Origin of the sequence: Pseudomonas sp. NPDC089741, assembly GCF_044748825.1 — a bacterium.
Lineage (GTDB): Bacteria > Pseudomonadota > Gammaproteobacteria > Pseudomonadales > Pseudomonadaceae > Aquipseudomonas > Aquipseudomonas helmanticensis.
In genome coordinates, this window is the sequence record NZ_JBIVGT010000019.1 from 17,956 (window position 1) to 39,835 (window position 21,880).

The 21,880-nt window shown below is 60.2% G+C and carries 15 protein-coding genes; 11 read left to right on the top strand and 4 right to left on the bottom strand.

The genetic code is table 11. The annotated features are described in order from the left end of the window. The first annotated feature begins 69 nt into the window (after positions 1-69). The 7 genes from dgcB to ACIPZE_RS18345 all read left to right on the top strand — a co-directional run bounded on the left by dgcB (position 70) and on the right by ACIPZE_RS18345 (position 12,410). Entirely contained in the window at positions 70-2,019 is a 1,950-nt protein-coding gene (dgcB, locus tag ACIPZE_RS18315) for a dimethylglycine demethylation protein DgcB (protein WP_283438524.1), read from the top strand. Then, positions 2,019-3,239, top strand: coding sequence for an electron transfer flavoprotein subunit alpha/FixB family protein (locus tag ACIPZE_RS18320; protein ID WP_283438525.1), 1,221 nt, complete (start codon positions 2,019-2,021; stop codon positions 3,237-3,239). Before dgcB ends, ACIPZE_RS18320 begins: the two co-directional genes overlap by 1 nt. A gap of 9 nt (positions 3,240-3,248) precedes the next feature. Further along, entirely contained in the window at positions 3,249-4,019 is a 771-nt protein-coding gene (locus ACIPZE_RS18325; RefSeq protein WP_129395831.1) for an electron transfer flavoprotein subunit beta, read from the top strand. Between the two features lie 153 nt (positions 4,020-4,172). Further along, a complete protein-coding gene (locus ACIPZE_RS18330) occupies positions 4,173-4,739 on the top strand; it encodes a GNAT family N-acetyltransferase (RefSeq protein ID WP_283438526.1) in 567 nt (188 codons plus the stop codon). Between the two features lie 949 nt (positions 4,740-5,688). Then, positions 5,689-9,141: an alpha/beta fold hydrolase gene (locus ACIPZE_RS18335; protein WP_400774401.1), complete on the top strand. Its 3,453-nt coding sequence runs from the start codon at positions 5,689-5,691 to the stop codon at positions 9,139-9,141. A 131-nt stretch (positions 9,142-9,272) separates the two neighbouring features. Beyond that, complete coding sequence (locus ACIPZE_RS18340) at positions 9,273-11,141, top strand: hypothetical protein (protein ID WP_400774405.1); 1,869 nt, start codon at positions 9,273-9,275, stop codon at positions 11,139-11,141. 24 nt (positions 11,142-11,165) lie between these two features. Further along, on the top strand, positions 11,166-12,410 hold the full coding sequence (locus tag ACIPZE_RS18345; RefSeq protein ID WP_400774408.1) for a metallophosphoesterase family protein: 1,245 nt from the start codon (positions 11,166-11,168) through the stop codon (positions 12,408-12,410). 96 nt (positions 12,411-12,506) lie between these two features. Here the strand turns inward: ACIPZE_RS18345 and gbcA are convergent, their stop codons facing one another. Further along, a complete protein-coding gene (gene gbcA, locus ACIPZE_RS18350; RefSeq protein ID WP_008083155.1) occupies positions 12,507-13,802 on the bottom strand; it encodes a glycine-betaine demethylase subunit GbcA in 1,296 nt (431 codons plus the stop codon). 295 nt (positions 13,803-14,097) lie between these two features. Between gbcA and gbcB the strand changes: the two genes are divergently transcribed. Beyond that, positions 14,098-15,198: a glycine-betaine demethylase subunit GbcB gene (gbcB, locus tag ACIPZE_RS18355; protein WP_283438530.1), complete on the top strand. Its 1,101-nt coding sequence runs from the start codon at positions 14,098-14,100 to the stop codon at positions 15,196-15,198. A 205-nt stretch (positions 15,199-15,403) separates the two neighbouring features. Here the strand turns inward: gbcB and ACIPZE_RS18360 are convergent, their stop codons facing one another. The 3 genes from ACIPZE_RS18360 to ACIPZE_RS18370 form a co-directional block, all read right to left on the bottom strand. After that, positions 15,404-16,228: an SDR family oxidoreductase gene (locus ACIPZE_RS18360; protein ID WP_400774411.1), complete on the bottom strand. Its 825-nt coding sequence runs from the start codon at positions 16,226-16,228 to the stop codon at positions 15,404-15,406. 141 nt (positions 16,229-16,369) lie between these two features. Next, positions 16,370-16,903, bottom strand: a complete 534-nt coding sequence (locus tag ACIPZE_RS18365) for an REP-associated tyrosine transposase (RefSeq protein WP_102359030.1) — start codon at positions 16,901-16,903, stop codon at positions 16,370-16,372. A gap of 314 nt (positions 16,904-17,217) precedes the next feature. Then, positions 17,218-18,258 carry a low specificity L-threonine aldolase gene (locus ACIPZE_RS18370; protein WP_064119210.1) on the bottom strand — a complete coding sequence of 347 codons (1,041 nt, stop codon included), beginning with the start codon at positions 18,256-18,258 and terminating at the stop codon, positions 17,218-17,220. Positions 18,259-18,384: 126 nt separating this feature from the next. On the opposite strand from ACIPZE_RS18370, the gene ACIPZE_RS18375 reads away from it, so the two are divergent. From ACIPZE_RS18375 to ACIPZE_RS18385, 3 genes are all read left to right on the top strand, one after another. Then, positions 18,385-19,095, top strand: coding sequence for a TraX family protein (locus ACIPZE_RS18375; protein ID WP_400774414.1), 711 nt, complete (start codon positions 18,385-18,387; stop codon positions 19,093-19,095). Between the two features lie 260 nt (positions 19,096-19,355). Further along, a complete protein-coding gene (locus tag ACIPZE_RS18380; RefSeq protein ID WP_400774417.1) occupies positions 19,356-20,609 on the top strand; it encodes a serine hydroxymethyltransferase in 1,254 nt (417 codons plus the stop codon). 20 nt (positions 20,610-20,629) lie between these two features. After that, positions 20,630-21,880, top strand: coding sequence for a sarcosine oxidase subunit beta (locus ACIPZE_RS18385; protein ID WP_129395820.1), 1,251 nt, complete (start codon positions 20,630-20,632; stop codon positions 21,878-21,880).

Here is a 21,880-nt window from a genome sequence, read left to right on the forward strand (position 1 = left end):
CCCACGCAGAGCGTGGGAACGATCATTGAACGCCGTGTTTCTCCAGGTTGTACTGGTGGGAGCTTCACCATGTTGAACACCCTTCTTCCAATCCTGTTGTTCGCCGCTTTGGGCCTTGGTGTCCTCGGCGCGTTGCGGCGGGTGGCCATGTGGCGTCAGGGCCGGGCCTCGAAGGTCGATCTGATCGGCGGCCTGTTGGCCATGCCCAAGCGCTATATGGTCGACTTGCACCACGTGGTGGCGCGGGACAAATACATCGCCAACACCCACGTGGCCACGGCCGGCGGTGCGGTGGCGTCGATCGTGCTGGCGCTGCTGGTGCACGGTTTCGGCCTGCATAACCGCATTCTCGGTTACGCCTTGCTGCTGATGACAGCGGTGATGTTCGTCGGCGCGATCTTCGTTTATCGGCGTCGACTCAACCCGCCAGCGCGGCTGTCGAAAGGCCCGTGGATGCGCCTGCCGAAAAGCCTGCTGGCGTTCTCGGCGTCGTTCTTTCTGCTGACATTGCCCGTGGCCGGAATCCTGCCGGAGAACTTTGGCGGCTGGGTGCTCGCAGTGATTCTGGGAATCGGTGTGTTGTGGGGCGTGTCGGAGCTGTTCTTCGGCATGACCTGGGGCGGACCGATGAAGCACGCCTTCGCCGGTGCGCTGCATTTGGCCTGGCACCGTCGCGCCGAACGTTTTGGCGGCGGTCGTTCCACCGGTTTGAAGCCTTTGGATTTGAACGATCCGAGTGCTCCGCTGGGTGTTGAGAAACCCAAGGATTTCACCTGGAACCAGTTGCTCGGTTTCGACGCCTGTGTGCAGTGCGGCAAGTGTGAAGCCGCGTGCCCGGCGTTCGCCGCCGGCCAGCCGCTGAACCCGAAAAAACTGATTCAGGACATGGTCGTCGGCCTCGCTGGCGGCACCGATGCGAAGTTCGCCGGCAGTCCTTATCCTGGCAAACCCATCGGCGAACACTCAGGCAATCCGCATCAACCAATCGTCAATGGTCTGGTCGACGCCGAAACCCTGTGGTCGTGCACCACCTGCCGCGCCTGCGTCGAGGAATGCCCAATGATGATCGAGCACGTCGATGCCATCGTCGACATGCGCCGTCACCTGACTCTGGAAAGAGGCGCGACCCCGAACAAGGGCGCCGAAGTCCTCGAAAATCTCATTGCCACCGACAACCCCGGCGGTTTCGCCCCGGGCGGGCGGATGAACTGGGCGGCGGACTTGAACCTCAATCTGCTCAGCGAAAAGAAATCCACCGACGTGCTGTTCTGGGTTGGCGACGGTGCGTTCGACATGCGCAACCAGCGCACCCTGCGCGCGTTCGTCAAAGTGCTGAAAGCGGCAAAAATCGACTTCGCCGTACTCGGGCTCGAAGAGCGTGACAGCGGTGACGTCGCGCGGCGTCTTGGCGATGAAGCGACCTTCCAGTTGCTCGCCAAACGCAACATCCAGACCCTGGCCAAGTACAGCTTCAACCGAATCGTCACCTGCGATCCGCACAGCTTCCATGTGCTGAAAAACGAGTACGGCGCGTTCGACGGCAACTACCTGGTGCAGCACCACAGCACCTACATGGCCGAAATCATTCAGGCCGGTGCGCTCAATCTCGGTCAGCACAAAGGCAACAGCGTGACCTATCACGATCCGTGCTACCTCGGTCGCTACAACGGCGAGTATGAAGCGCCGCGTGAAGTGCTGCGTGCCCTCGGCATTGAGGTCAAAGAGATGCAACGTTCCGGCTTCCGTTCGCGCTGCTGCGGCGGTGGCGGTGGGGCACCGATCACTGACATTCCGGGCAAGCAGCGGATTCCCGATATGCGCATGGAAGACATCCGCGAGACCGGCGCCGAACTGGTGGCCGTGGGTTGTCCACAGTGCACGGCGATGCTTGAAGGCGTGGTCGAACCGCGTCCGCTGATCAAGGACATTGCCGAGCTGGTCGCCGACGCACTGCTCGAAGACGCCGCGCCGAACAAGCCTGCGACCCCGGCCAAACGTGAACCTGCGGAGGCCCACTGATGAGCGACATTATCCGCCGCGACCCACGCGCCGAATGGATTGCGCGTAACCGTCTGCATCCGCTGCACGCGGCCATGCAACCGGCGCAACACAGCTGGATGGGCCCCAACGGCATCATCCGCAAGAACCTGCACGGCATCGGTTTTATCGGCCCCAACGGCATCAAGCGGATCGACCGCAGCGGCGCGCAGCAGGGCGGGGCGGTCAAACGTTCGGCGGCTGTGGAAGTGCAATTGCCGCTGCATCAGGTGCCCGCGCCCGCGTTTTATATCAGCGTGGTGCCGGACATGGTCGGTGGCCGCTTGAGCAGCCATGATCGCGACTTGCTTGGTCTCGCCCATCAACTTGCCGGCAAGGATGGCGCGGTGTTGGCGGTGGTCTTTGGCGAGCACAAGGAAAACGCTTTCGCCACCGCCGGCGTCGATCGCTTGCTGGTGCTCGAAGGCGAACAGTTCAGCGGTTATGCACCGGAACAGCGGGTGCAAGGTTTGCGCGCTGTGGATAACCAGTTCAACCCGCGTCATTGGCTGCTGCCGGACAGCCGCAGCGGTGGCGGCGAACTCGGTCGGCGCTTTGCCGCTGCACTGGGTGAACGCCCGGCGACGCGGGTCTGGCAGGTCAAGGATCAGGAATGCATCGGCCGCGCTGGCGCTGGGCTGCAAGACCTCGCCCGTCCGATTGCACGGTTGATTCTGGCTGCGGCCGAATGCGCCGAGCCGGTCAGCGAAACCCGTCACGAAGCGTTGTCGGTGGAGTTATCCACAAGCGTCGCGCGCAGCCTGTCGCGGATCGAAGATCTCGGCGCGGTGGCGGTCGATCCGGCAGCGATTCCGATGGCCGAAGCGGAGTTCATTTTCTCCGGCGGTAACGGGGTCAAGGATTGGGCACTGTTCCACGAAACAGCCGCCGCACTCGGCGCCACCGAAGGCGCGTCGCGGGTGGCGGTGGACGATGGCTTCATGGCGCGTGATCGCCAGGTCGGCGCGTCCGGCACCTGGGTTACCGCGCGGGTTTATGTGGCTGTGGGTATCTCTGGTGCGATCCAGCACCTGCAGGGCATCGGCGCCTGCGACAAAGTCGTGGCGATCAATCTCGATCCGGGTTGCGACATGATCAAGCGTGCTGACCTCTCAGTGATTGGCGAGAGCGCCGAGATCCTGCAGGCCCTGATTGCGGCGGTCGCGGCTTACCGCAATGAAGCCAAGCGCGATGCGGCTTAAGGAAACGCTATGAACACGAAGATTATCAGTCTGGTTTCAATTGGCGCCCACCCGACCTCCGGGCGGCCGCGCCGCGCCGATCAGGACGCGCGCGCCGTGGAACTCGGTCTGCAACTGGCTGGGGATAACCTGCAAGTGCTGCATGCCGGCGACGTTGCGGAACCGGCGTTGCGCGCTTATCTGGGCATGGGCCTGGAGCAGATGCATGTGCTCGAGCAGCCTGCTGGCGCCGATGCTTTGCCGGCGCTGACCGCGTACCTGCGCGAAGCGGGCGCCCAAGTTGTACTGACCGGCAGCCAGGCGGAAACCGGTGAAGGTTCGGGGATGTTGCCGTTCCTGCTGGCCGAAGGTCTGGGCTGGCCGCTGGTGGTCGGATTGGCGCAGGTCGAATCGATCAACGACGGCTCGGCGCTGGTGCTGCAAGCGTTACCGCGCGGGCAACGGCGGCGCTTGAAGGTGAAGCTGCCGTTCCTCGCGACTGTGGATAACGCCGCGCCGAAGCCTCGGCAGAGCGCTTACGGCCCGGCGCGACGCGGAATTCTGGAGGCTGCTGATGTCGAGGTTGTCGACGATGAACTCCTCGCGGTTGCCACCCTGCAATCGGCCAAACCACGGCCTAAACGCTTGAAAGTGATCAAAGCCAAAAGCGGCGCCGACCGCATGAAAGCCGCTACCGCCAAAGCCAGTGGCGGCGGTGGACAAGTGCTCAAAGGCGTCACCCCGCAGGCCGGTGCCGAAGCCATCCTCAAGTTGTTGATTGAAGAAGGCGTCGTCCGCTAGCCCCGCCCCCCCCAAAATCTCTGTAGGAGCTGACGAGTGCAACGAGGCTGCGATCTTTTGACGTTGATCTTTGAAAACAAAATCAAAAGATCGTAGCCTCGTTGCACTCGTCAGCTCCTACAGGTCAGTGGGTTCGCCAAAGGAATAATGTGAATGACTGTTGAGTTTCGACCTGCGCGGCGTACGGATGCGCGTGAGATTGCCCGCTTGTTTCAGATTTCCTCGGAGGGGGCTGCGGATTACATCTGGAGTCAGTTGGCCGAGCCTGGGGAAGCGCTGCTGGATGTCGGCGAACGGCGTTATGCCCGCGACGACGTGGATTTCTCTTGGCAGAACTGCCTGATCGCTGAGGCCAATGGGCGGGTCGTTGGCATGATGCACAGCTATGCCATGCGCGAAGATCCCGATCCGACGCCGCCCACCGATCCGGTGCTGGCGCCGTATGCCGATATGGAAGTAGCGGATTCGTTGTACATCTCCAGCCTGGCGCTGCACGAAGGCTGGCGCAATCAGGGATTGGGCGTGCAGTTCCTCCAGCATGCCCAGGCGCGCGCCGATCAGTTGGCGCTCAACGGTTTGAGCCTCATCGACTATGCGGCCAATACCGGTGCGCGGCGTTTCTACGAGCGCCATGGCTTCGGCATCATCAAAACCTGCCAGGTGGCACCGCATCCGCTGATTCGGGTGACCGGTGCGGCTTATCTGATGCACCGCGCTTAACGTTCGGTTATCCACCGGGCAGCGTTTACGCACAATCCCTGTTGGTCAGTCTGTGGATAAGGTGTTCGCGCCTCACTGCAAGTCACGTCAATCGTGGCTTGCAGCCCGCAGATCAAAAAACGACCAGCCTAAGTGACGGTTTTTCCGAGGGTTTTCCTCAGGATAACGGCGTAAGTTGCCCCCAATCTCTGTTGGCGCTTCTGTGGATAAGATGTTCGCTATCCGCTGCGAGCCTTATAAAACGTGGCTTACAGAGTATTGGTCAATATTTGTTCAATTTACGGTTGTGTTCGACAAATTGTCTATCGAAGAGTGATTTTTCACAGCCTTGCGGGTTTTTCCACAGACAAGGCAAAGTTACCCCCGATCTCTGTTGGCGCTTCTGTGGATAACGTGTTCGCCATCTGCTACAGGCCATGCAGGCCGGGGCTTACGAGGATATGATCAAAAAACGACCAATGCGCCTCGCAAACCGTCCTTCTGGATAAGTCACGATTTTTCTTCGCAAATCAGCGAGTTATTTTCCCACTCATCCACAGTTACCCCCATTTGCTGTGGGTGGCTATGTGGATAACTTGTTCGTCGAACCCGATAAGCCCCGCCCGCCATAGTGCAAACGGCACTTGATCACATTTCATACAGTTCTAAGGCGTTGCCTTGACTTCGAATCCGCTGCTGTCTTCACTGCAATGGCACAAGGACAGCCGTCACTTATCCACATCAGGTTCTGGGAGAACGCATGATGGATAGTCGCTCACACCGCTCCCCGCCCTTTCCCCGCAAGCGCACGCTGCGTCGTGCCGCCAATCAGCACGCTCGCCTGTAGCGCGCCAACCTGCCAGACCGCTGTGCTGTCGCCGGACTTGATCCGGTGGCCAGGTGTCCGTTCGCCCATCGATTGCAGGCAACCGCAGAGTTGCCCCATCTGCCTGATTAGAGGATGCACCCCATGACACGGATCGCAACGCCCACCAGCGAGATCAAGGAACACTACGATGTGATTGTCATTGGCTCGGGTTACGGCGGCGGCATTGCCGCGTCGCGCCTGTCCCGTGCCGGCAAACGTGTGTGCCTGCTCGAGCGCGGCCGGGAAATCCAGCCCGGCGAATACCCCAACACCATGATCGCCGCCACCGAAGAGCTGCAGGTGCATGACCCTGATGGTCATATCGGTTCGCGCACCGGCCTGTTCGACTTGCACATCAACGCCCAGCAAAACGTCGTGGTCGGTTGCGGCCTCGGTGGCACGTCGCTGATCAATGCCAACGTAGCCCTTGAGCCCGAGCCTGGTGTGTTCGACGACCCGCGCTGGCCGCAAGCGGTGCGTGAACACCGCGACACGCTGCTCAAGGACGGTTATGCCCGCGCTCGCGAGATGCTCAAACCCACTCCTTATCCGAGCACTTCGCCGAACCTGCCCAAGCTCGACGCCAACAAGAAATCGGCTGATTTTCTCAAGCAAGGTGCGCATTTCTACAAGCCGCCGATCAACGTGACCTTCGACAAGTTGCCGAATAACCTCAACCACGTCGGTGTCGAGCAGCTGCCGTGCAATCAGTGCGGCGACTGCGTCTCGGGCTGTAACAACAAAGCCAAGAACACCACGTTGATGAACTATCTGCCGGACGCCTGGAACCACGGCGCAGAGATTTTCTGTCAGGCCGAGGTGCGCCATCTGGAGCGCGACGGTGACGGCTGGATCGTGCATTTCCAGTACCTCGACAGCGGGCGTGAAATGTTCAGCGCGCCGACATTGTTCGTGAAGGCCGATATCGTCGTGGTCTCCGCCGGCACACTTGGCTCGACCGAAATCCTCCTGCGTTCGCGCGACAAAGGCGTGGTGATGTCCGGCCAACTCGGCGAGAACATGAGCGGCAACGGCGATATCCTCGGCTTCGGCCACAACTGCGAGCAGGTCATCAACGGCATCGGTTTCGGCGCACATTCGGCCAAGGAACTGCACCCGGTCGGCCCGTGCATCACCTCGGTCATCGACATGCGCACCGAAGGCGACTGGCGCAGCCGCATGGTCATCGAAGAAGGCTCGATCCCCGGCGCGCTCGGCCGGCCGATGGTGCCGAGCATGGCGGGTTTCGCCGAGATGATCGGCGTGGCCACCGATGACAGCTTCAGCGGCAAGGTGAAATACAAGGAGCGCGAAGCCGAAAGCTTCCTGCGCGGCCCGTATTACGGCGCGCTGCACAACATGCAGACCTACCTGATCATGAGCCACGACAGCGGTCAGGGGCGGATGGTCCTCGACAACAAAGATCAACTGCGCATCGATTGGCCCGGCGTTGGCGAGCAGGAGAACTTCAAACTCGGTAACCAGCGTTTGCAGCAGAGCACCAAGGCGTTGGGCGGCGTGTGGGTGGAGAATCCGATCTGGACCAAGCTGCTCAAGCACAGCATCGTCTCCGTGCATCCGTTGGGCGGTTGCGTGATGGCTGAAGACGCCGCGCAAGGCGTGGTCAATCACAAAGGCCAGGTGTTCAGCGGCGCCAGTGGCACCGATGTCTACACCAATTTGTACGTGACTGACGGCGCGGTGATTCCGACGTCATTGGCGGTGAATCCGTTGCTGACGATTTCCGCCGTGAGCGAGCGCAACATGGGCCTGCTTGCCGCTGATCGTGGCTGGCAGATCGACTACACGCTGCCCTCGGCGCCACGCAAAGCGGTGGCGCCGCCGACCCTTGGTGTGCAGTTCACCGAAACCATGAAAGGTTACTTCTCCCGCGCCTTCACCGCGGCGCAAATCACCGATCTGAAAGTCTACGAAGCGGCAGCCAAACGCGGCGAGGCGGATAACTCGCCGATCGATTTCACCCTGACGATCACCGCCAACGACCTCAACCGCATGATCAAGGAACCCGAGCACGCGGCCACGATTGTCGGCACCGTCATCGCGCCGGCGTTGTCAGCACAGCCGCTGACCGCGAGTAACGGCGTGTTCAACCTGTTCGAACAATTCGAGCAGCAGGTCGATACACGCCACATGAAATACGACATGAAACTGACTGCCGAGGACGGCAACGACTATTTCTTCAGCGCCTTCAAAACCGTGCCGGAAGACAACGGCGTGCTGAACATCTGGCACGACACCAGCACGCTGTACGTGACGCTGTATCGCGGCCCGGACAAATCCGGCGAGGTGATCGGTTCCGGGGTGATGCACATTCATCCGACCGATTTCGCCAAGCAGATGACCACCATGAAGGTCCTCAATGCGCGTAACGAACGTGAGCGCATCGAAGGGCTGGCGCGGTTCGGCAAGTTCTTCGCCGGGATTCTCTGGGAAAGCTACGGCGGCGTGTTTGCCGGCGATATCTACTTCAATCCGGATGCACCGCCACGGTTGAAGCGGCCGCTGGATGCACCGGTTCCGGCAGTGCATTTTTTCCCCACCGAAGATGGCGTCGAATTGCGCCTGACGCGTTATCAGGCCGGCAGCAAAGGCCCGGTGATGCTGGTGCATGGCTTGGGTGTGGGCTCGAACATCTTCTCCACTGATACCATTCAAACCAACCTGCTCGAATACCTGTGCAAGCACGATTATGACGTGTGGCTGCTGGATTTTCGCGTGAGCATTCTGCTGCCGGCGAGCAAGAAGGAGTGGAACGGCGACCAGATCGCGCAATACGACTTCAAGGCTGCCATCGCGCAGATTCAGCAACAAACCAACGCCCGCGATGTGCAGTGCGTGGTGCATTGCTACGGCGCGACGACGTTCTTCATGTCGCTGCTCGCCGGTTTGCAGGGCGTGCGTTCGGTGGTCTGCTCGCAGATTGCTGCGGACACCGTGGTCGCTACCGCCACCGGATTGAAAGCCGGTCTGCATTTGCCGGGGATGCTCGATGCCATCGGCATCAAGTCGATGACCGCTTACGCCGACAGCAAGGAAAACTGGTTCAACAAACTCTACGACAAGGCCCTCAACGGTTATGCGCGGATCGAAGCGCAGGGTTATTGCACCAATCCGGTGTGCCACCGCATCACCTTCATGTACGCGTCGCTGTATCGCCACGACACCCTCAACGAAACCCTGCACGACAACCTGCACGAGTTGTTCGGCGAGTCGAACATCGAGACCTTCGAGCATCTGGCGCTGATCGTGCGCAAAGGGCATCTGGTGGATTTCAAAGGCAACGATGTGTACATGCCGCACTTTGACCGGCTGACCATGCCGATCTGCTTTATCAGCGGCGCCGACAACCAGTGCTACCTACCGGAAAGCACCCTCAAGACCTACCAGCGTTTGTGCGACATGCATGGGCCTGCGCGTTACAGCCGACAAGTGGTGCCGGGCTACGGCCACATCGACTGCATGTTCGGCAAGAACGCGGTGGTCGATGTCTATCCGATCATCCTTGAACACCTGGAGAAAACTGCCCTCGGGTAACCGCCGATCGTTGATCGTTCCCACGCTCCGCGTGGGAACGCATCCCGGGACGCTCTGCGTCCCAAGAGCGGACGCAGAGCGTCCATGGCGGCATTCCCACGCGGAGCGTGGGAACGATCTGGGGAACTGATATGGACAGCTACATCCGCTGGTTTCAACGCTTCATCTGGATCGGCATTGCCATGAACATGGTGTTCGCCATCCCCGCGCTGTTTGCGCCGGGGTTGCTGACATCGGTGGTCGGGCTGCCGCCGCAACTCTCCGACCCATGGCTGGAAAACGCCGGGATGCTGCTGGTCGGCATCAGCGTGTTTTACATGCCGTCGGGTTTCAACGCACCGCGATACGTGGTGCATTCCTGGCTGTGTGTGCTGACGCGGTTGATCGCGGTGATCTTCTGGATTTACCTGATCAACACCAGCATTCAAGGCTCAGTATTCGTGCCGATGCTGATGGGCGATCTGAGCTTCTTTCTGATTCTCGGCATTTTGCTGTACTTGGGCACCACGCCGGAAAACCGGCCATGGGCGCTGCTCTGCGATGGCTGGCGCGAGTGGCGCGCGGCGTGGGCGCGGCAATGGCAGAGTCACGCCTTCAAGGTCGGCACGCTGGTGGTGGTCGCGGTGCTCGGTTTTATCGGCTACGAAACCTGGTATCAGATGCTCCGCGTCGTTCCCGAGCAGGAATATGCCTCCGACGAAGACCACTACAAGTACGCCGCCATTGGCCTCGGTATCGAAGCGCGTATTCCGTATTACCTGTTCGCGGTGCTGCCGCAGATGTGCCCGGAGAAAATGCCCAAACCCGGTGGTTGGGAAGTCTTCGGCTTCCTTTTTGAAAACGGCAAGGACCTGCCGATCGGCATGGCCAAGCGACAGATCGGCTACCCGACGGTCGAGCCGAATTGCGCGCTGTGCCACACTGGTTCCTACCGCGCCAATGCCAGTGACGTCGCCGTCAATGTACCCAGTGCACCGGCCAATACCCTGCAACTGCAAGCCTTCCAGTGGTTCGCCTACGATTGCGCCAGCGACCCGAAATTCACCACCGACGCGGTGATGGCGGCGATCAACAGCAAGTTTCAGTTGGGCTTCTTCGAAAAACTCTACAACCGCTACCTGATCATGCCGATGGCAAAAAGCGCACTGCTCAAGCAGAAACAGGCCTACGCCTGGCAGAAACTGCGTCCGCAACAGGGCCCGGGCCGCACGGATACCTTCAACCCGACGAAAATGGTCGTGTTCGGCTTCCCGGATGACTCGACCATCGGCACTGTCGATTTGCCGCAGGTGTGGAACCAGCAACCGCGCGAATCGATGTACCTGCACTGGGATGGCAATAACAACAAGATCCACGAACGCAACTACGCCGCGGCAATGGCCGTCGGTGCGACGCCGGAATCGGTGTTGCCGCCGAGCTTCAATCGCGTGACCAACTGGCTGCTCGGGCACAAGGCGCCGGCGTGGCCGTGGGCGCTGGATCAAGCAAAAGTCGCGCAGGGCAAACCGATCTGGGAGGCCAACTGCGCCGCTTGTCATGACTTCGGCCGCGCCGATACCGGGCAGGTCACGACCAACATCGACCAGCTCGGCACCGATCCGCACCGGCTCGATTCGTTTACCACCGGTCTGGTGGCCGCGTTCCATTCCTTCAAGAAACCGCCGTTTGATTTCGGCGCGTATCGCAAAACTCAGAGCTACAGCAACACGCCCACCGACGGCGTCTGGTTGCGCGCGCCGTACCTGCACAACGGCTCGGTACCGACGCTGTGGGACTTGCTGCAACCAGCGGAAAAACGTCCGCAGACGTTCATCACCGGTTCCGACATCTACGATCCGGTCAACGTTGGTTTTGTCACCAGCGGCGCCCAAGCCAAAGCCTCGGCCGACTTCAAATACGACACGCGGCTGGAGGGTAACCACAACAGCGGTCACCTGTACGGCACAACCCTGTCGGACGACGACAAACGCGCGCTCATCGAATTCATGAAAACCCTGTGAACCTTACGGAGAGAGGATTACGCCATGTCACTGGTCAGTCATTGGGAACACGAGTACGACAAGGTCAAAGTGCGCATTCACGGCTTGTTCACGCGCATGGAAATGGCCTGGATGAAACTCATCAGCGAGCTGGAGCCGCAGGAGTTTCAAGCGATCATCAAGTTGCTGCAGCGCGGCCATGATCAGGCGCAGTACGTGCTGAAAAATGGCGAGTTGCCGGACGACGAACCCGCCGTACCGTGGGAGTTGTCCCATGGTCTGTCGATCCTGCGTATTGGTAACGCCACACCGCTGCCGCAATCGCCGGATCAACTGGCGACCCGGGTGCTCAAGGACGGCACGATGCTTGGCTGTCGCAAGTGGGAACTGCTCGATCTGCTGTGGAGTGAGGCGCTGCTGAAGTGGATCGAGAACCTGCGCCATCACGCGACGTTCGGCACTGACCCGGCGGTGGTGCAAATGGACCGTGAGGTGACCCTGGCGATTGCCGGTGACTGGGGCACCGGGCCGTTCGACAGCCACGCACCAGCGGTGTCGGTGGCCAATCAGATGCAACTGGCTCAGGCCGATTTCACCATTCATCTGGGCGATGTGTATTACGCCGGCAGTCATTCCCAGGAAGACGTCGACATGGCGGGCTGGCCGATGGGGACGCACGGCTCGTTCACCCTCAACTCGAACCACGAGATGTACAGCGGCGCCCACGGCTATTTCAAGGAACTGGCCAAGCGTTTTCCGGGGCAGCAGGGCACCAGTTATTTTGCCTTGATCAACGACGACTGGCTGGTGGTCGGGCTGGATTCCGCCTACGCCTCGGACGCGATGAACCTGTACATGGACGGCACGTTGAACGAGCCGCAGATCGAGTGGATGAAAGGCCTGCCGAAACGCAAAAAAATCATGGTGTTCAGCCATCATCAGGGCTTCGATATTTCCGGGCACAACGAGACTGCGTTGTATCAACCGGTGTGCGATGCACTGGGGCGTGAGCCGGACTATTGGTATTGGGGGCATCTGCACAACGGCATCGTTTATGCGCAGCAGGGCGGTTTGCACGCGCGTTGCGCAGGGCACGGGGCGATTCCCTATGGCAGTTCCAGTGAGCTGAACGGGCATTCGCGGGTGTTGTGGTCGGAGACGCAGGATGCCAAGGATCCGGCGTATCCGCTGCGGGTGTTGAACGGGTACGCGAAGATCCGCTTGGTGGGGGAGGAGATATTTGAGGAGTTTATTGGTGAGGATGGATCGGTGAGGTGGTCATCCAAATGAGGCGGTGACTGTTCTGACGCCATCGCGAGCAGGCTCACTCCTACAGTTGGAATGCGTTCCCCTGTAGGAGTGAGCCTGCTCGCGAAGCCTTTGCTTTTAGCCTTGGACGGGGACGCCTTTGAGGTACGGCGCAGGCTCGGCGCCGAGGTTGTTCAGCAAGCGCTCGCTGTACCAGTCGACGAAGTTGACCACGCCAAATTCATAGGTCTTCGAATAAGGCCCTGGCTGATACGCCGTCGAGTTGATCCCGCGCTGGTTCTCCTCAGCCAGACGCCGATCCTGATCGTTGGTCGCATCCCACACCTGGCGCATGCGCTCGACATCGTAATCCACGCCCTCGACCGCGTCCTTGTGCACGATCCACTTGGTGGTGACCATGGTTTCCTGCGCGCTGATCGGCCACACGGTGAAGACGATGATGTGATCGCCCATGCAGTGGTTCCACGAGTGCGGCAGGTGCAGGATGCGCATCGAGCCCAGATCCGGATTCTTGATCCGGCCCATCAGTTTCGCGCAGCCCTGTTTGCCGTCGAGGGTCATCGACACGGTGCCCTTGAGCAGCGGCATGCGCACGATGCGGTTGCGCAGGCCGAAACTGGCGTGGGCATAAGGAATCTTTTCGGCTTCCCACGCTGCAGCGGAGGCGGCGACGTGATCCTTGAACGCCTGATCGGCGCGCGGGTCGGTGACGTCGTCCCATTCCAGCAGGGTTTTCAGCAATTCCGGGTGCGACGCGTTGCAGTGGTAGCACTCGCGGTTGTTTTCCAGCACCAGTTTCCAGTTGGCCTTTTCCATCAAGGTGGTGGTGATCGCCACCTTGGTGTTTTCCATGTCGTACGGTTCCATGTAGTGGTTCAGTGTCGACAGGAAGTCATCGATGGCTGGCGGGTTCTCGGCCAGGCTGATGAAGATGTAGCCGCCGGCGGTCTTCACGTTCACCGGTTTCAAACCGTACTGCTTCATGTCGAAGTCGGCGCCCATTTCGGTGCCAGCGAACAGCAGGCGGCCGTCCAGCTCGTACGTCCACTGGTGGTAGTGGCAGACCAGTTTGGCGACTTTGCCTTTTTCACTGGTGCACAGGCGCGAGCCACGGTGGCGGCAGACGTTATGGAACGCATGCACCACACCCTCGGCGCCTCGGATGACGATGATCGGGTTCTTGCCGATCTGCAGGGTCAGGTAGTTGCCCTTGGCCGGGATCTCGCAGGTCATGCCGGCGATCAACCACTCTTTCTGGAAGATCTCCTGCATGTCGATATCGAACAGCCGCTCGTCGCTATAGAACGGCTGTGGCAGCGAAAACGTCCGCTCGCGCTCCTGGAGCATTTGTGCGGTGGCCTTGCGTGCGGGTTCCAGCGGATCGCCCAGGCTGATTTTTGCGGTGACGTCCATCGATGTAATCCTCAAGGCCATCTGCGTGGCCGGCGAAAGTGGCTGATCAGGTGTGCTGCAACGGGTGCTACGCAAGGTGTAAAGAAGCTGTCTTGGTGTTGGGGCGAGTGTGGGCCCGGCGCAGGGCGCAACCTTATCCATGGGCGACATGGTGCAATCTGTTCCCGACGCGCAACCCCCGGTGGTTGGGGGCTGGTCGCGATAAGTATGCCGATGTCGCGGATAGGTAAACGGACGGTCTGCGCTATACGCAGAATCGCCGACATGAGGCCGACAGTCGGCCGTGGAGAACAGCATGTCCAACAGCTTCCTGAATCCGGTCACCACCCAGACCTGGGCCAATGGCCGACACATCGTCCGTTGCGTCAAAGTCATCCAGGAAACCTGGGACGTGCGCACCTTCTGCTTCATGGCTGATCAGCCGATCCTGTTCTTCTTCAAACCCGGGCAGTTCGTCACCCTGGAGTTGGAAATCGAAGGCCAGCCGATCATGCGCTCGTACACGATCTCCAGTTCGCCGTCGGTGCCGTACAGCTTTTCGGTGACGATCAAGCGCGTGCCGGGTGGCAAGGTTTCCAACTGGCTGCACGACACGCTTCACGAGGGGCAAGAGTTGGCGGTGCACGGGCCGGTCGGGCTGTTCAATGCCATCGACTTTCCGAGCCCGAAAGTCTTGTACCTCAGTGGCGGCGTCGGCATCACGCCGTGCATGTCGATGGCGCGCTGGTTTTACGACACCAACGCCAACGTCGACATGACCTTTATCCACAGCGCGCGTTCGCCGAAAGACATCATCTATCACCGCGAGCTGGAGCATATGGCGTCGCGGATCGACAACTTCAGCTTGCACCTGATTTGTGAGAAGCACGGCTTGGGTGAGCCGTGGGCTGGGTATCGCGGTTACCTCAATCACAAGATGCTTGAGCTGATGGTGCCGGACTTCCTTGAACGCGAGGTGTTCTGCTGCGGTCCGACGCCGTACATGAACGCGGTCAAGCGCCTGCTGGAAGTGGCCGGTTACGACATGTCGCGGTACCACGAGGAATCCTTTGGCGCCACGCCGCCGGAAGCCCGTGCCGATGCAGTGGAACAGGCCGAACAGGCAGCCGATGCGCCGGAAATCGATGCGGCGGATCTGCATCAGGTTGAATTCACCTCGTCCGGCAAGAGCATTCGTGTGGCCCCGGGTGAAACCGTGCATGCGGCGGCGGCCAAGCTGGGGCTGATGATTCCGAAAGCGTGCGGCATGGGCATTTGCGGGACGTGCAAGGTGCTTAAGCTGGGGGGCGAAGTGGAGATGGAGCACAACGGCGGGATTACCGAGGATGACGAAGCCGAGGGGTACATTCTGTCTTGCTGCAGCGTGCCGAAGGGGGATGTGCGGATCGAGTTCTGAAGTCCGCGCCAGACTCAAGCTGCCCCTCACCCTAACCCTCTCCCAGAGGGAGAGGGGACTGACCGAGTTGTTCTCACGAGGTACACCGACTTGAGATATCGAGTCGACTATGGATTCGGTAAAACAGTTTCAGGTCGGCGAAATCCTCAAATATCCCCCATTCAGTCCCCTCTCCCTCCGGGAGAGGGCTAGGGTGAGGGGCTTTTCAGTCGATAAACAAATCCGGCATCAACGCCGCGTCGCTTTCTCGATCAAAGCGATATTGACCGAACTCCGTCACGCCGCTCTCGCGCAAAATCTCCTCATCAATCAACAACCGGCCGGTGATCTGTCGCTCGCGGCTAGCCAGGATCACATGCGCCGCATCCGCCATGATCGAAGGCAGGCGCGCCTGCTTGAACGACTCCCGATTCCCCAACTGAAACTCAATCGCCGCCGTAGCGATCATCGTCTGCGGCCACAGCGAATTGACGCTGATGCCGTAACCGGCAAATTCCTCGCTCATCCCCAGCGTCAGCATGCTCATGCCGTACTTGGTCACGGTGTACGGGCTGAACTGTGCGAACCATTTGTTCGCCATATTCAGCGGCGGCGACAGGTTGAGAATGTGCCCGGCGGATTTCTTCAGATAGGGCAGGGCGGCCTGGCTGCACAGCAGCACCGCGCGGGTGTTGATCTGGTGCATCAGGTCGAAACGCTTGAGTTCGATGTGCTGCACACCGGTCAACTTGATCGCCCCAGCGTTGTTCACCAGCGCATCGATCGCGCCGAAATGTTCGTTGGCCTGGGCCAGAGCCTGACGCACCGCCTCTTCATCACGCACATCCAACTGCAATGCCAAGGCCTTGCCGCCCGCCGCTTCGACTTCGGCGGCGACGCTGTGAATGGTGCCGGGCAGTTTGGCGTGGGGTTCGGCGCTCTTCGCCGCAATGACGATGTTGGCCCCGTCCTTCGCGGCACGCAGCGCAATCTCACGGCCAATGCCACGGCTGGCGCCGGTGATGAACAGGGTTTTGCCTTGTAACGACATGCCGATGCTCCTGCTTATTGTAATGTGAGCGGAGGGCTCGACAGACAATGTAGACCAAGCAGATCAGGTAACACTGTCTACGCCATTGATCGTTCCCACGCTCTGCGTGGGAATGCAGCCGTCGACGCTCCGCGTCCCTTATCAGTACCAGCACTGAACCTCAATCAGTCCCGGCATTCCCACGTAGTTGCTGGCGCTCGAATAACGCCAATGCTCCGGCAAATCCACATACCCGCGTTTGACCGGGTTGTTGTGAATGTATTCAAGTTTCTGGCGCATGACCGATTCGCTATAAACCATCTCTGCGTGGGAGCCTTCCTGCCACAGCTGATACACGCGATCCTGCTTGTGTGCGCGTTTGCTGAAGCGAAGCCGTTGCAGTGCTTTATCAGCGCCTTTGCTTTGCAGGTCATCAATAATCTGTCGAGCGGTGAAAGATTTGAACTGACTGAGACATTTGCTCAGGTCGGGCGCCTGGGCGACGAAGTGAAGATGGTTTTCCAGGATCACGTAGCCGTACAGTTTCAGATCGTGATGAGTCTGTTGATATCGCCAGCAGTTGAGCAGGTGGTCGACGATGTAGGGGCGGATGAACAGCGGTAACCATTCCATGATCGTGCAGGTCAGAAAATGCGGTTTGTCGGTTTCGGTAATGGTGTAGCGGCTGCGGCCCATGGGATTCTTCCTTGAATCTTGCGGTGCGACGGGAATGGAACGCGGAGCGTCCCGGGATGCGTTACCACGCGGAGCGTGGGAACGATCAGGATGAGCCGGGTGGCATTTTCTCGCTAGAAGAGAAGTCTGGTCTTACGGTGGGAAAAGTCATTCCCGGCCGAAGATCGTTCCTACGCTCCGCATGGGAATGCAGCCACTGACGCTCAGCGTCATAGCGGTGCTCAGCTTTACATCTGTGGTGGAGCAGGAGCGCGGAGCGTCCCAGGAGGCATTCCCACGCGGAGCGTGGGAACGATCAGTGCGGTGGCGTCAGGTCAGGCGGACATGACTTCGCGGATGTCGCGGGCGAGTTCGCGGACGCGTTCTTCTTCGGTGTCCCACGAGCACATGAAGCGTGCGCCGCCCTTGCCGATGAAGGTGTAGAAGCGCCAGTTCTTCGCGGTCAGCGCGGCAATGGCCGGTTCCGAGAGTTGCAGGAACACGCCGTTTGCCTGCACCGGGAACATCAGTTCAACGCCCGGAATGTCACTGACCAGCTCGGCCAGCAATTGCGCGCAGTGGTTGGCGTGGCGCGCATATTTCAGCCAGGCGTCGGTTTCGAGAATGCCAACCCATGGTGCCGATAGGAAGCGCATTTTCGACGCCAGTTGCCCGGCCTGTTTGCAGCGGTAATCAAAATCTTCCGCCAGTTTGTGGTTGAAGAACAGGATCGCTTCACCCACGGCCATGCCGTTTTTCGTGCCGCCGAAGCACAGCACGTCAACGCCGGCCTTCCAAGTCAGATCGGCTGGCGAGCAGCCGAGGAAGGCGCAGGCGTTGGAGAAGCGCGCGCCGTCCATGTGCAGGTGCAGGCCGAGTTCTTTGCAGGTGGCGCTGATGGCGCGGACTTCTTCCGGCGTGTAGACGCTGCCGACTTCGGTGGCTTGGGTCAGGGTGACCACGCGCGGTTTCGGGTAGTGGATGTCCTGGCGCTTGAGCGCGACTTCGCGGATCGACTGAGGGGTGATCTTGCCGTTTTCAGTGCCGGCGATCAGCAGTTTCGAGCCGTTGGAGAAGAATTCCGGCGCGCCGCATTCGTCGGTTTCGACGTGGGCGGTTTCCGAGCAGATCACGCTGTGGTAACTCTGGCACAGTGACGACAGGGCCAGCGAGTTGGCGGCGGTGCCGTTGAAGGCGAAGAATACTTCGCAGTCGGTTTCGAACAGTTTGCGGAAATGATCGGACGCGCGTGCGGTCCATTCATCGTCGCCATAAGCGCGTTGGTGGCCGTGGTTGGCCTGCTCCATGGCAGCCCAGGCTTCAGGGCAGATACCGGAGTAGTTGTCGCTGGCGAATTGTTGGCTCTTGTCGGTCATGGCCGGCTTCCGTGGTCGAGACTCTTGTGAAGGCTCGTGGTCAATGAGGGTGCGCACTTTACCGAAGATCTTCCGGGGAGCACACGGGATGTCGCTGGCAGAACATTACATGGACGCAGGCCGATTATGCACCTGACTAAACGCGACGGCGCGCTGGATCTGCTCAAGTGGCTGGCGCTGCTGAGCATGTTGCTCGATCACCTGCGATATGTCGGGTTCTCCGCCGATTGGCTGTATGTGCCGGGACGGCTGGCGTTTCCGTGGTTTTGTCTGGCAATGGCGGCAAATCTGGCGCGCGATGGGTCGCGGAGGATGGAGTGGCGGTATCTGGGGTGGTTGATGCTGTTCAGTGCGGTGAGCGAGATTCCGTATCGGGTGTACATTCCGGAGCCGGATACGTTGAATGTGCTGCCGACGTTGGCGTTGGGTTTGCTGGTGGCGCGGGGGTGGCAGGATCCGGTTTGGGTTTCACGACTGCTGGCGGTAAGTGCAGTGACACTGGCCGCTGTATTCCCGGAGCGGCTGATGTTCGGCTTCTTCGGCGTTCTGCTGCCGTTGGCGATGCTGCTGGTGTTTCGCCGGCCGTGGTATTTCAGCCTGTTGCCGGGTTTGGTATGTCTGGCCGCCAATCAGTGGCAGGTGCTGTATGAGTCGGCGAGGTTTGGCAGTAGCGTGGCCATTCTTGGCATTGCCACATGTCTGTTTGCGCCAGTGCTCGGAATGTTCCTGTTGCGACATGTGCGACACCTTCAGCCAATGCCGATGCGGCGCTGGGCCTACGCCCTTTATCCCGCGCATTTCCTCCTGCTGCTCGCCATCCGCCAGTTGCTCGTCTAACCCCCTGAAGGAGCTGCCGAAGGCTGCGATCTTTTGATCTTGAAAAAGCCAAAGTCAAAAGATCGCAGCCTTCGGCAGCTCCTACAGGGGAATGCATCCTTCTAGTCATTTCCAGCCATGTCGTAAACGCACCTTTGCGTGGCGCGCGCAGGCATTTGAGCTGTCTGCGCCGGTCATACCATCGGCATCAAAGGGCACTGCCGTGATTGCCAGTGCCTTACCGAGACGAATGGCGCACAGATGCCGCTGGGAGAGACGCGATGTTCAGCAAGCAAGACCAGATCCAGGGTTACGACGATGCACTGCTGGCGGCGATGAATGCCGAGGAGCAACGTCAGGAAGATCACATCGAGCTGATCGCGTCGGAGAACTACACCAGCAAGCGCGTGATGCAAGCGCAAGGCAGCGGCCTGACCAACAAATACGCTGAAGGTTATCCGGGCAAGCGCTACTACGGCGGTTGCGAGCATGTGGATAAAGTCGAAGCGCTGGCCATCGAACGCGCCAAGCAACTGTTCGGCGCCGATTACGCCAACGTCCAGCCGCACTCCGGTTCCTCGGCCAACAGCGCTGTTTACCTGGCGCTGATCCAGCCGGGCGACACCATCCTCGGCATGAGCCTGGCCCATGGCGGTCACCTGACCCACGGCGCCAAAGTGTCGTCCTCGGGCAAGCTCTACAACGCTGTGCAGTACGGCATCAACACCGACACCGGGCTGATCGATTACGACGAAGTCGAGCGTCTCGCCGTCGAATCCAAGCCGAAAATGATCGTCGCCGGTTTCTCCGCTTACTCGAAGACTCTCGATTTCCCGCGCTTCCGTCAGATCGCTGACAAGGTCGGCGCGCTGCTGTTTGTCGACATGGCCCACGTCGCCGGTCTGGTCGCCGCCGGTCTGTACCCGAACCCGCTGCCGTACGCCGACGTGGTCACCACCACTACGCACAAAACCCTGCGCGGTCCACGGGGCGGGCTGATCCTGGCCAGGTCCAACGCAGAAATCGAGAAGAAGCTCAACGCCGCCGTCTTCCCCGGCGCTCAGGGCGGCCCGCTGATGCACGTTATCGCCGGTAAAGCCGTGTGCTTCAAGGAAGCGCTGGAGCCGGGCTTCAAGGCTTATCAGCAACAAGTGATCGAAAACGCTCAGGCGATGGCCAGCGTATTTATCAAACGTGGCTACGATGTAGTGTCCGGCGGCACCGACAACCATTTGTTCCTGGTCAGCCTGATCCGTCAGGGCCTGACCGGCAAAGACGCCGACGCCGCCCTCGGCCGTGCGCACATCACCGTCAACAAGAACGCCGTGCCGAACGACCCGCAATCGCCGTTCGTGACCTCGGGCCTGCGCATCGGCACCCCGGCCGTCACTACGCGCGGTTTCAAGGTGACTCAGTGCGAAGTGTTGGCTGGCTGGATCTGCGACATCCTCGACAACCTCGGTGATGCCGATGTCGAGGCCAATGTTGCCCAGCAAGTGTCGGCCCTGTGCGCAGACTTCCCGGTTTATCGCTGAGTGTTCTGGAGTAACTGACTATGCAACGCTATTCGGGCTTCGGCCTCTTCAAACACTCCCTCAGCCACCACGAAAACTGGCAGCGCATGTGGCGCACGCCGACGCCGAAAAAGGTCTACGACGTGGTCATCGTCGGCGGCGGCGGGCACGGTCTGGCGACTGCTTACTATCTGGCGAAAGAACACGGCATCACCAACGTCGCCGTGGTCGAAAAGGGCTGGCTGGGCGGTGGTAACACCGCGCGCAACACCACCATCGTTCGCTCCAACTACCTGTGGGACGAGTCGGCGCACCTCTACGAACACGCGATGAAACTGTGGGAAGGCCTGTCGCAGGATCTCAACTACAACGTGATGTTCTCCCAGCGCGGCGTCTATAACCTGTGCCACACCCTGCAGGACATCCGTGATTCCGAGCGTCGGGTCAGCGCCAACCGCCTCAACGGCGTCGATGGCGAACTGCTCAACGCCAAGCAAGTCGCTGACGAGATTCCGTACCTCGACTGCACAAAAAACACCCGCTACCCAGTGATGGGTGCGACCGTTCAGCGTCGCGGCGGCGTCGCCCGTCATGATGCCGTGGCCTGGGGCTTCGCGCGTGCCGCCGATGCGCTCGGCGTGGACTTGATCCAGCAGACCGAAGTGATCGGTTTCCGCAAGGAAAACGGCGTGTGCATCGGTGTTGAAACCAACAAGGGTTTCATCGGCGCCAAGCGCGTCGGCGTGGTCACGGCCGGTAACTCCGGACACATGGCCAAGCTCGCCGGTTTCCGTCTGCCGATCGAATCCCACCCGCTGCAAGCGTTGGTGTCCGAACCGATCAAACCGATTATCGACAGCGTGATCATGTCCAACGCCGTGCACGGTTACATCAGCCAGTCCGACAAGGGCGACCTGGTGATCGGCGCCGGTATCGACGGCTACAACGGCTACGGCCAGCGCGGTTCGTACCCGGTGATCGAACACACCATTCAGGCCATCGTCGAGATGTTCCCGGTGTTGTCGCGCGTGCGCATGAACCGTCAGTGGGGCGGCATCGTCGACACCACGCCGGACGCGTGCCCGATCATTTCGAAAACCCCGGTACCGAACATGTTCTTCAACTGCGGTTGGGGCACCGGTGGTTTCAAAGCCACACCTGGCTCGGGCAACGTGTTTGCCGCGAGTCTGGCCAAGGGTGAAATGCACCCGTTGGCCGCACCGTTTTCCATCGACCGTTTCCACAACGGCGCACTCATCGACGAACACGGCGCTGCTGCCGTCGCCCACTAA

Coding starts and splice junctions, on each gene's coding strand:
- ACIPZE_RS18330 (WP_283438526.1), top strand. CDS start 4,173: ATGACTGTTGAGTTTCGACCTGCGCGGCGTACGGATGCGCGTGAGATT.
- ACIPZE_RS18320 (WP_283438525.1), top strand. CDS start 2,019: ATGAGCGACATTATCCGCCGCGACCCACGCGCCGAATGGATTGCGCGT.
- ACIPZE_RS18345 (WP_400774408.1), top strand. CDS start 11,166: ATGTCACTGGTCAGTCATTGGGAACACGAGTACGACAAGGTCAAAGTG.
- ACIPZE_RS18340 (WP_400774405.1), top strand. CDS start 9,273: ATGGACAGCTACATCCGCTGGTTTCAACGCTTCATCTGGATCGGCATT.
- ACIPZE_RS18385 (WP_129395820.1), top strand. CDS start 20,630: ATGCAACGCTATTCGGGCTTCGGCCTCTTCAAACACTCCCTCAGCCAC.
- ACIPZE_RS18375 (WP_400774414.1), top strand. CDS start 18,385: ATGCACCTGACTAAACGCGACGGCGCGCTGGATCTGCTCAAGTGGCTG.
- dgcB (WP_283438524.1), top strand. CDS start 70: ATGTTGAACACCCTTCTTCCAATCCTGTTGTTCGCCGCTTTGGGCCTT.
- ACIPZE_RS18325 (WP_129395831.1), top strand. CDS start 3,249: ATGAACACGAAGATTATCAGTCTGGTTTCAATTGGCGCCCACCCGACC.
- gbcB (WP_283438530.1), top strand. CDS start 14,098: ATGTCCAACAGCTTCCTGAATCCGGTCACCACCCAGACCTGGGCCAAT.
- ACIPZE_RS18370 (WP_064119210.1), bottom strand. CDS start 18,258: ATGACCGACAAGAGCCAACAATTCGCCAGCGACAACTACTCCGGTATC.
- ACIPZE_RS18365 (WP_102359030.1), bottom strand. CDS start 16,903: ATGGGCCGCAGCCGCTACACCATTACCGAAACCGACAAACCGCATTTT.
- gbcA (WP_008083155.1), bottom strand. CDS start 13,802: ATGGACGTCACCGCAAAAATCAGCCTGGGCGATCCGCTGGAACCCGCA.
- ACIPZE_RS18335 (WP_400774401.1), top strand. CDS start 5,689: ATGACACGGATCGCAACGCCCACCAGCGAGATCAAGGAACACTACGAT.
- ACIPZE_RS18380 (WP_400774417.1), top strand. CDS start 19,356: ATGTTCAGCAAGCAAGACCAGATCCAGGGTTACGACGATGCACTGCTG.
- ACIPZE_RS18360 (WP_400774411.1), bottom strand. CDS start 16,228: ATGTCGTTACAAGGCAAAACCCTGTTCATCACCGGCGCCAGCCGTGGC.